A 9,242-nucleotide genomic window follows, 5' to 3' on the forward strand; every position below is an offset into this window, starting at 1 on the left:
CGTCTGCTCCGCTTTTCGCGAGCCAGACCCTACACACCCTCACCGTCAGTTTCTTATCAGGTGACTATTACCTGCCAAGTACCTGCCTTTTCTGGTGTCTGCTTGATACGCTGAGTGCATGACAAATTTGGCAATGCGCCCACTGGGACGATCTGCGCACAAGGCATCGGTGGAGTTAGCATCGACGGCGATTGTGGCGCGCCTGCAAGAGGTTCTGGGACGCGATGTCGTGGCGATCATCACGGGCAAGACTCCACGCCAGGTCTCACGATGGGTAGCCGGCGAGGCGAAGCCTCCCCTGCAGGAACAGCGGCTGCTGCGTGACACATTCCAAGTTGTCCAACTCCTGACCGACGTCGACCCGAACGAAGTCGTGCGGGCATGGTTCATCGGAATGAATCCACAACTCGACGACGCGGCACCCGCAGAACTCATCGCCGAAGGCCGAGTCCGTGACGTGATGGCTGCCGCACGCGCATTCGTCAATGCCGGTTAAACTCGCCCTGGTCCTCGCCCCCTCCCCACTCTGGCGAGTTGAACGCACCGACCCCGCTCTGCGCTTCTCCCTACTCAACCCCGTCGATGTCATGAATGACCGCGCCGGAAACCGATTCGATATCCCCGGCGCTGGTGTTCTCTACGGTGCGACAACCGCCGAAGGCGGCTTCGCCGAGACACTGGCCGGTTTCCGGCCACGAGCATCAATGGTCGGAGCATTCTCCCAACTCACGCCAGAACCCGGCCGAGTACTGCCCGGGCAGGTGCCGACGGCCTGGCTCACCACTCGCAGACTGCGGATCTTCGACGTGATGGGATCACTCCCTTTCGTTGACCTCGAATCTCCAACCACCCACGCCTACCTCACCGAGCATGCCCCAACAGTTCTCCTCCATCAGGGGTTACACAACCTGGACGTCGCGGCCATACGCGGTCCCAATCGGCTCCTCACGCGCGCAATCGCCAGCTGGCTCTACTCCCGCACCGACGAACACGCACACCCGCTCTACGCAGGCATCCGCTACGTTTCTCGCCTTGGCAACTTCGAATGCTGGGCCATCTTCGACGGCACACCCGTTGAACTGCGCTCCTCAGTCCCGGTGGATCCGACAAATCCGGCGCTCAGGAATGTGATCGAACTCTTCGGCATGACCATTCCATAGTTTCGATCAGGGGCTAGCGGTCAATCTGTGACGGCGCAGGCGGCTGAAGATCGTAGCAATACGGGGAAGAGGCTGACCCCCGAGCAGTCGGGCGGCCCGATCAATAACCAGAGCAGGGCGCTGAGCCTCGGTCATGATTCGGTTTGATCAGCGGATGCTCACCTGCTGGCCAGGGCCCAGACGGTGAACGCGGCAACCGCGATCAGCACGAGCAGGGTGCTCGCGATAATCAGGCGCAGCGTGATCCGGCGACGACGGCGGCTCGCTGCTGCAGCCCGTTGACGAATCTTCGCCGCGGCCTCGGCGAGAGCGATCCGGGCCGGATCGGGAACGGTCGGCTCCGACCCGGCTGTGGACTGTGGTCGGATGACAATTTCCGGGGCCGGCCTGGCCGGGTAGCGCTCGCTCCTGCCGCTCTGCACCTGCGGCGGCTCATACCGGCGCTGCAGGGCATCGACCGGGGGCGGCAGCACGGGAAGGGTGGCCCGCCGGCTGCCGAGTTGGGTGTCGGAGGTCGCGTTGCCCCGCGCCGAGCGCACGGTCGCCTCGTCGTCTGGTTCTGGAGTTGCCGGGGAAGCAGGGGCCGTGACCGGGGCGGCGGGCGGGCGACCGGCTCGGGCTCGGCGCGGCACCAGACGGGTGTCCTCGACGTTGGTTTCGTCGGAGTTGGTTGTGACGTCGGTGTCGGGAGCGGTGCCACGCCGAACGATTACCGTGCTGTCGTCGTCAGCTTGATCGTCGTCAGCTTGATCGTCGTCGTCGGCCGGGTCGCCCGTCGCGTTGGCGACGTGCCGCGGGGTTCGGCGACGCACGATGCGCGTCTCGTCGTTTGCATCGGAGTCGTCAGTCCGCACGGGGCCCGGCTTTCGCATGAGCACGCCGTTGCAGCGGTCGAGTGTCGTCGGTGCAGGTATCCATTACGTTCGCTGCGTCGTCGTCGATCGCGACTCCGTTCCACGAGGTCACTCCCCCAGCCGTGACGTCGATGACGATCACCGAGATGTTGTCGCGGCCGCCGTGCTCAAGGGCACGGGCCACCAACAGGTCCGCCGTCTGCTGGGTGGTACCGCCGAGAGTCAGCCCAGCCTTGATGCTCTCGTCGGAGAGCTCCCCGCTGAGGCCGTCGGAGCAGACCAGCAGCCGCTCGCCGGTCACCACCGGGCGCAACCAGTAGTCCGGCGGGCTTTGGTCAGAGCCCATGGCCCGGGTGATCACGTTCTTGCGGGAGAAGGTGGCGACATCCGCTTTCAGTAAAGTTCCTTCGTCGATGAGCTCCTGCGCGAGGGAATGGTCGACCGTGAGCTGGGTCAGTTCGCCGCGATGCAAGCGGTACACCCGCGAGTCGCCGACGTTGATGATCAGCCAGTGCGGCGCATCGTCATGATCGATTAGCACGACGCCGGTCAGGGTGCTGCCTGCTCCACGCGCGGTCGACTCCGACACCGCGCGGGCCGCCGCGTGAGCGCGTTCGACCGCGGCCACCACGTCGTCGGCACCGATACCGGCGCCAGTACTCGTGCCAGTTCCGCTGCCAGCGACGCCGCCCTGAAATTCGGCGACGACGGCAGCGCTGGCGCGCTGGCCGGCCTCGAGTCCGCCCATGCCGTCGGCCACGATGAAGACCGGGGAGTCGGCCAGCAGGCTGTCTTCGTTGTGCTCCCGTTTGCGCCCGACATCGGTGCGAGATCCCACCTGCAGGGAGACCTGCGCGCTCGTGGCGTGTTCTACGGCGGCCATGATTCAGGCCTCCAGGTAGATGCGGGCGGCGAGTTCGCCGAGCAGAAAGCGCTCGGTCAGGGCAGCGCTTGCGCCGCTCGCCAGCTCGTTCTCGTCGCCGCCGTTGTCGATGAGAACGACGCCGTTGGTCGAGTTGAGGTCGCGAATTCCCCAGGCACCATCTACGAAATCGAGCCGTGCGTGCGTCTTTGAGACCGTCTTGTCCGGGTCCTGCAGCACGACCAACTGCGAATTGGGATGTGCGCTGCCGCGCATCGGGTTGCGCCCGAGCAGCACGACCGGTTTGGTTAGCGAGATTCTCACGCCGTGTTCGGTTTCGAGCGTCCATGGCCTAATGCGGCGAACCACGATCATGGTTTCGTCGAGGTCGTCGAGGTCGTCATCGGCGGCGGGTGGTGCCGCAACGACCGGTGGGGCTGCGGGCGAGGGAGGGGCTACAGCGGCGGGCGGCGGCGCCGAGCTCACGTAAAACGGCGGCGGCCCGGTGGGGAGGCCGCGTGGCACGGGCGGCGCACTCTCCATGGTCGGCACCAGCGGAGCAGTGGTCGATGCGAGCGGTGTCGACACGACGGTCGGCACCGGCCGAGCCACGGTCGGTACAGGCGGAGCCACGGTCGGTACAGGCGGAGCCACGGTCAGCACAGGCGGAGCAATGGGCGGGGCCGGAGGCGCTTGCACCACGGGCGGTGGCGTCTGCACTGCTGGCTTCGGCGCTGGCACGGGCACGGGCACCGGCCCCGCTGGCACGTCCGGTGCTGGCGTAGCAGGAACGGATACCGGCGCCGGCACGTCGCGTGCTGGCGTAGCAGGAACGGGTACGCGTACCGGCGCAACGGATTCCGACACCGCCGCTCGTGTCGCCGCCGCCACCACTCCCGGAGCCCCCGCGCTCATCAGTGGCGTCGGCACCGCAAACGGAACGTACCCGGTCGCGGCAACGGCTGGTAGCCAGCCGGTATCAACGGACCGGCCGAACCCGAGCACCCCGGCCCAGATCGGGTAGCCGAACAGGCACAATGCCGTCAAGCCGCCCCCGTGGCCCAGACGTCGATTCACATTGTGAACGGCCAACACAAAGACCACCAGAGCAATCAGGTTCAGGGCCGGAATGAACAGGCCGATCACCCAGAGCGCTGAGTACCGACCGAGTTCAAACAGCGTGATGGTGTTGACGATCGGCACCCAGCCCTTCCAGGGCTGCTCACCGAGCTTGACGAAGATTTTTGCGAGTGCGATCGACGTGAACACGTACCCGCCGATGCCAATCAGCCCGGCAACCACTCCAAGAGTGATCTCCGCCCCAAATTCTTGGTCCATGTGTTATTTGCTCCCGCGCTGACGCGGTCGCTCCCCCATTCTGCTGGTGCCCGAATGTTCCGGGCTCGTGGTGTTCAGGTCGTATCGAGAAGACTCGCACCCCGCGATGCTGCGCCTAACCGAGCGTTGCCGCGCCGATAACAGCCGGCCGGCATCCGCTAGTCGTGAGAAAGAGCGCAACGAGAGCGCGGCCCGCAGTCGTTCGCGGCGTGTGCCGCTCGCGGCGAAGCTGGCACGTTCGGCGGCGACGAGCGCCCAGAAGGCGTCGCTCTCGCTGATGGTCGGCGGCACGGGCCCGAACACGGCCCGGTCGGCCAACGCGGCGAGCACGCCGCCACCGGGCGACCGGTACTGCGTCGCTATCTCAACCCGGGTCAGGCCGCCCTGGTCGGCGAGGCCGCGGTCGAGCGCAGCGTCGACGTATTCGTCCCAGCCTCCGGCGAATCGGGCCGACACGTCGGCGGCCCCGGCCCTGTCATGCCGGCGTTTGAGTTTGGCGCCGAGAATGACCAGAAACGGCGTGCTCAGGGCGAGCAGCGCGGCCAGGCTGACGCCGCCGATCGTGAGTGCTGTGAACAACCAGCCAAGATCGGGGTCGGTGACCGGCTCCTGCTCCTGCTGGTCTTCGCCGTTGGTCGGGTTGGCGTCTGGCGCGCGTTGTTCGGTGGCGCCCTCGGCAATGACCTCGGTGTTGTACTGCGGGTCGCGGGTCGCGTCGTCGATCGGGGAGATCGGGCTCTGAAATTGCGGTGTGGCGTCGACCGTGACCCAGGCGCCGTCAGTCCCGGCCACTTCAACCCAGGCCGCGAGGTTCTTACCGGAGCAGACGCCGTCGACACAGGCACCGGATGCCGCCTGATCAAGGGTGAATCCCACGACGACGCGCGAATCGAATCCCAGGTAGCGGGCCAGCAGCGCCGCGGCGACGGCAAACTGTTCGTCGTCGCCGACCGCCGCGACCAGCTGGGCGTTGTCGGTGGCCGTCGTGCTGTTCTGCTTCTCGAGCAGCGCGGTGAACAGGTCGTCGATGCGGGAGACCGAGTGCCCAGACAGGCTCGGCGAAAACTGGTAGTCGCTAAGATCTGCGGTCCACGAATCGGCGGCGGGCGCGGTCAGGGCATGGCTGAGATAGCCGCGTTCGCGCAGCCGGGTCACCAGTTCGGAAAGGCCGGCAGCGTCGCTAGACACCTCCTGCGCGGTGACCCAATCGCCCAGGCTAACCGGGATGAGCGCAGCATCGATCACGGGTTCCGCAGCGGGACGGCCCAACTCGGCCGCATCCGTTACTGGCAGCGAGACGATCGAATAGCGGTCACCGTTCTGCAGGGCATTCAACGCGATACCGGATGCCGTCGCCGCGTTGTAGAAAAATCCGTCATTCAGGCGCCCCGCGCGGTCGCCGGCGAAGCGGATGCTCGACAGCTCCCCCGCTCCCGGCATCCACACCCCGGAATACCCGGCGATCTCAAACGTGGTCGTGACGCTGTCGGCCGTGACGCCCCGGGTGTATGGCACCCGCGCAAAGGCGGACGTCCGGTCGCCAGCGTCGGCGTTCGGATCGACGATGCGAAAGGCCTCACCGTCGTAGTAGCTGAGCACGGCGAGACGCACGCGCGGCGCGGCGCCAGCGGCATCCGCTGCAGAAACGCGAAACTGCTCGGTGTTGTACTGTGCGGCACTGAAATAGCTGCGGTATTGGCTGAGTGGACTGACATATTCGCGCAGTTCAACGGCGGGGTCGATGCTGCTGCGCAGTACCTGGCGCTCCGGCGTCGCTGCGACAGCGGAGAGTCCGCCAAGCGTGACGCCGACGGCGAGTACCAGTACACCGCCGGCGAGCGCTGCCCGGCGCACACGACCGCCGAGGCCGCCAGCCCTGCCTCCGCGCCGGGTGCGCCGCACTCCGGTGCTGCGCACGGCCAACGCCAGGGCCTCGCTGCGGCAGAGGTGGCTGCGCCAGGCCAGAAAACCAAAGCCGAGCAGCAGTGCGGCCAGCCCGATCAGGCTCTCCCGCGGGGCCGGCAGACTGATTCCAAGCAGACGAAATGGAATGCTCTCGGCACTCGATCCGAACACCAGCCCGAACAGTTGCACGGTAAACAACAGCGGAACGGCCAGGGCGTAGAGCCGGCGGCTGCGCCACACCAGGGACAGCGCCGCGGTGCTACCGCCGAGAAAGAGGATGAACGGGGGAACGAGCAGGCTCTGATACGAGCCAACCGGCACCGCAATGGTGACGAGTTCTTTCCAGCTGAACACCGTGGCAGTGACCAGATCGAGCAGCCCGCCGAGCACACCTTGCACGCTCGTCGATCCGCTGCCGAGGGCGGTCGGAACCGCGAGCGGAACCCCGAGCAGCAGGTAGGCGCCGCCGGCGGCGAGCAGCAGGGTGAACCACGACCAGCGCCTGGCCAGCCCGAGCCAGGCCAGCCCACCGCCAGCCGCCAGGGCTCCCGTCGCCATGATCAGGTAGCTCACGTGCGCATAGATCGGCCAGGCCGCCCACACCGCGACGAGCATCATCAGCGCCACGAACAGGGCGTTGATCAGCACGGTGTTGATCGGCACGGCATTGATCAGCACGGCGTTGATCGGCACGGTCCGGCGGCGCCCTTGCGCAGGCGCACTCATGCTGCCCGCCGGTTCAGCAGTGAACGAAAGTCGTCGATCACACCAATGGTCAGCACGGTCGTGCCGGCGAGGTCGCGAAAGCTTGGCAGGGCGGTGGGGTCGCACACGACGGCGACGACCCGCGCGTTGCCGGCGAACTTCAGGGTGAGCGCTTGCAGCTGCCGGGGCGTCTGCGTGGAACCGCACACCACGAACGCGATTGACATGTCGGGCACCACCTGCGCGGCGAGCACGCAGACATCTTCGACTCGCATGGCCCTGGTACTCGTCTCGATCGCGGTGAGGTCGTCGAGCAGGGTACGCGTCGATACGACATTCAAACTGCGAACCGAACGGATGCTGCCGCGCACGATATCGGGGATCTCCACGCTTGCCACAACGGCGAGGTCGCGCCCGTCGCGAATGGCCCGCACGCCAAGCGACCCTGCCGCGCTGACAGCCATCTCGAATTCCTCGGCGGAGGCGTATTCCGCCTGGTGCAGGCTCAGCACGATAGCCAGTCGCGATCGGCGGCTCTCCTCGAACTGCCGCACCATGAGCGTGCCGGTCTTCGCGGTGGACTTCCAGTGAATGTGCCGCTGCCCATCGCCCGGCGCGTACTCGCGAATGGCGTGAAACGAGATATCGGAGTCGACGATGTCGCTGGTCGGGTTGCCCTCGAGGTCCCGCACGAATCCGCCGCTCGTGCTCGGAATTGACACCGTCACCGGGTGCACAAACAGGCGGTGCACGTCGGCCAAGGTGCGTGAACGGCCGAGCACGCCGAGCGGGTCACTGCGCACCGTCGTGACCGGTCCAACGTCGATGATGCCGCGGCGGTGCGCGGGAACGATCACGCGCTCCTCGTGCACGCGACCGGCACGCAACAGCGGAACGTAGACATCAGCGAGCCCCTTGCCGATGGGAACGTCAACGCGGCCTGGCAACTCGAGGCGCTTGGACACGTTGGTCACGGCGAGCGTGCCGATCACCTCGGAGCCAGCGACAACCCGATCGACGGGCAGAACGAAGTCGACACTGTATGCACGGCCGCCGGCCAAAAACGGCAGCGAGATGGCGATGAGTGCCACCGCTACCCAGCCGATCACCACCAGTTCGGTCCAGCCGAACACCAGACCAAGCGGCAGCAGCACGACGGCCGCGCTCACCACGACCCAACCGGCCGGCGTGACCGTTTCGCCGACCCACTCAGCGGATGCCCGCACACCGATTCGCACCCATCGCGCCAGGCGCATCCCCAGCACCACGGCGTCAACGAGGGTCACCGACGTTGACTTTCTCGTGTGCGTAGTGCTGTACCGGGTATGCGTTGCAGACCTGGTCTGGGTGCTAATGCGCCGCGATTCGGTGGGAAACTTCACGCCAGATCGCTCCCAATATTGGGTGTGCGCGGCCGACTCTGCTGGAATTGAAAACTCACGCCAGATCGCTTCGACTGGGCGGCAGCACGTCGAGCAGAATCTGGCCGATGACGGCGCTCGCGGTGACGCCGTCGAACTCGGCCTCCGCATCGAGCACCATCCGGTGTGCGAGCACCTGCTCGGCCAGGGCCTTCACGTCGTCGGGGGTGACGAAGCTGCGCCCGTGCGCGACGGCCCAGGTCTTGGTGGCCTTGGTGAGAGCACGGGCACCACGCACGCTGACGCCCATGCGCACCTGGCGGGCGTTGCGGGTCGCCTCGACCAGGCGGCCGATGTAGTCGTAGATGAGCGGGTTGACAAACACGCTGCGGGCAATGTCGCTCATGCTCACGAGCGCCTGCGGGGTGATGACCGGGGTGAGGTCGTGCCGCACTTCGGCGGTGCCCTCGAGAATACGAATGGTCGAGGCGAGGTCGGGGTAGCCGAGCGACGCCTTCATCATGAAGCGGTCGAGCTGGGCTTCGGGCAGCCGGTAGGTTCCGGCCTGCTCGATCGGGTTCTGGGTGGCGATAACGAGAAAGGGCACGCCGGTGGTTCGGGTGACGCCGTCAATGGTGACGGTGCCCTCTTCCATCGCTTCGAGCAGCGCCGATTGTGTTTTCGGGCTGGCCCGGTTGATCTCGTCGGCGAGCACGACATTGGCGAAGATCGGTCCGCTGTGAAACTCGAACTGACCGGTCTTCTGGTCATACACGGTGATTCCGGTCACGTCGCCGGGCAGCAGATCGGGGGTGAACTGAATGCGAGTGGATACGCCCTGCACGGTCTGTGACATGGCGCGGGCCAGCGAGGTCTTGCCGGTGCCCGGATAGTCCTCGAGCAATAAGTGCCCCTCGCTGACCATCGCGGTGAATGCCAGTTCAATGACGTGGCGCTTGCCGAGAACGACTCGTTCCACGTTGTCGACCATCATGGTGAAGGTCGCGGAGAACCAGTCTGACTGCTCGGGGGTGATTGTCATGTCTGTTGCTCTTTC

The 9,242-nt window shown here is 66.2% G+C and carries 8 protein-coding genes; 2 read left to right on the top strand and 6 right to left on the bottom strand.

Translation table 11 applies throughout. The features are described from left to right. Window positions 1-118: 118 nt before the first annotated feature. Window positions 119-496 carry a hypothetical protein gene (locus CXY75_RS16150; protein WP_146069505.1) on the top strand — a complete coding sequence of 126 codons (378 nt, stop codon included), beginning with the start codon at window positions 119-121 and terminating at the stop codon, window positions 494-496. Beyond that, window positions 486-1,160, top strand: a complete 675-nt coding sequence (locus CXY75_RS16155; protein ID WP_104083807.1) for an RES family NAD+ phosphorylase — start codon at window positions 486-488, stop codon at window positions 1,158-1,160. Before CXY75_RS16150 ends, CXY75_RS16155 begins: the two co-directional genes overlap by 11 nt. A gap of 158 nt (window positions 1,161-1,318) precedes the next feature. Here the strand turns inward: CXY75_RS16155 and CXY75_RS16160 are convergent, their stop codons facing one another. From CXY75_RS16160 to CXY75_RS16185, 6 genes are all read right to left on the bottom strand, one after another. Then, complete coding sequence (locus tag CXY75_RS16160; RefSeq protein ID WP_158251232.1) at window positions 1,319-2,014, bottom strand: hypothetical protein; 696 nt, start codon at window positions 2,012-2,014, stop codon at window positions 1,319-1,321. Beyond that, window positions 2,004-2,897 (bottom strand): PP2C family serine/threonine-protein phosphatase, encoded by an 894-nt coding sequence (locus CXY75_RS16165; protein WP_104083809.1) that lies wholly within the window; start codon window positions 2,895-2,897, stop codon window positions 2,004-2,006. Before CXY75_RS16165 ends, CXY75_RS16160 begins: the two co-directional genes overlap by 11 nt. 3 nt (window positions 2,898-2,900) lie before the next feature. Next, on the bottom strand, window positions 2,901-4,214 hold the full coding sequence (locus CXY75_RS16170) for a DUF5684 domain-containing protein (protein ID WP_146069507.1): 1,314 nt from the start codon (window positions 4,212-4,214) through the stop codon (window positions 2,901-2,903). A gap of 3 nt (window positions 4,215-4,217) precedes the next feature. After that, window positions 4,218-6,812: a transglutaminase-like domain-containing protein gene (locus CXY75_RS16175; RefSeq protein ID WP_158251233.1), complete on the bottom strand. Its 2,595-nt coding sequence runs from the start codon at window positions 6,810-6,812 to the stop codon at window positions 4,218-4,220. A 29-nt stretch (window positions 6,813-6,841) separates the two neighbouring features. After that, a complete protein-coding gene (locus tag CXY75_RS16180) occupies window positions 6,842-8,110 on the bottom strand; it encodes a DUF58 domain-containing protein (RefSeq protein ID WP_158251234.1) in 1,269 nt (422 codons plus the stop codon). A 151-nt stretch (window positions 8,111-8,261) separates the two neighbouring features. Next, complete coding sequence (locus CXY75_RS16185) at window positions 8,262-9,227, bottom strand: MoxR family ATPase (RefSeq protein WP_104083813.1); 966 nt, start codon at window positions 9,225-9,227, stop codon at window positions 8,262-8,264. Between the last annotated feature and the right edge of the window lie 15 nt (window positions 9,228-9,242).

Source organism: Cryobacterium sp. Y11 (genome assembly GCF_002929535.1).
Classification (GTDB): Bacteria; Actinomycetota; Actinomycetes; order Actinomycetales; family Microbacteriaceae; genus Cryobacterium.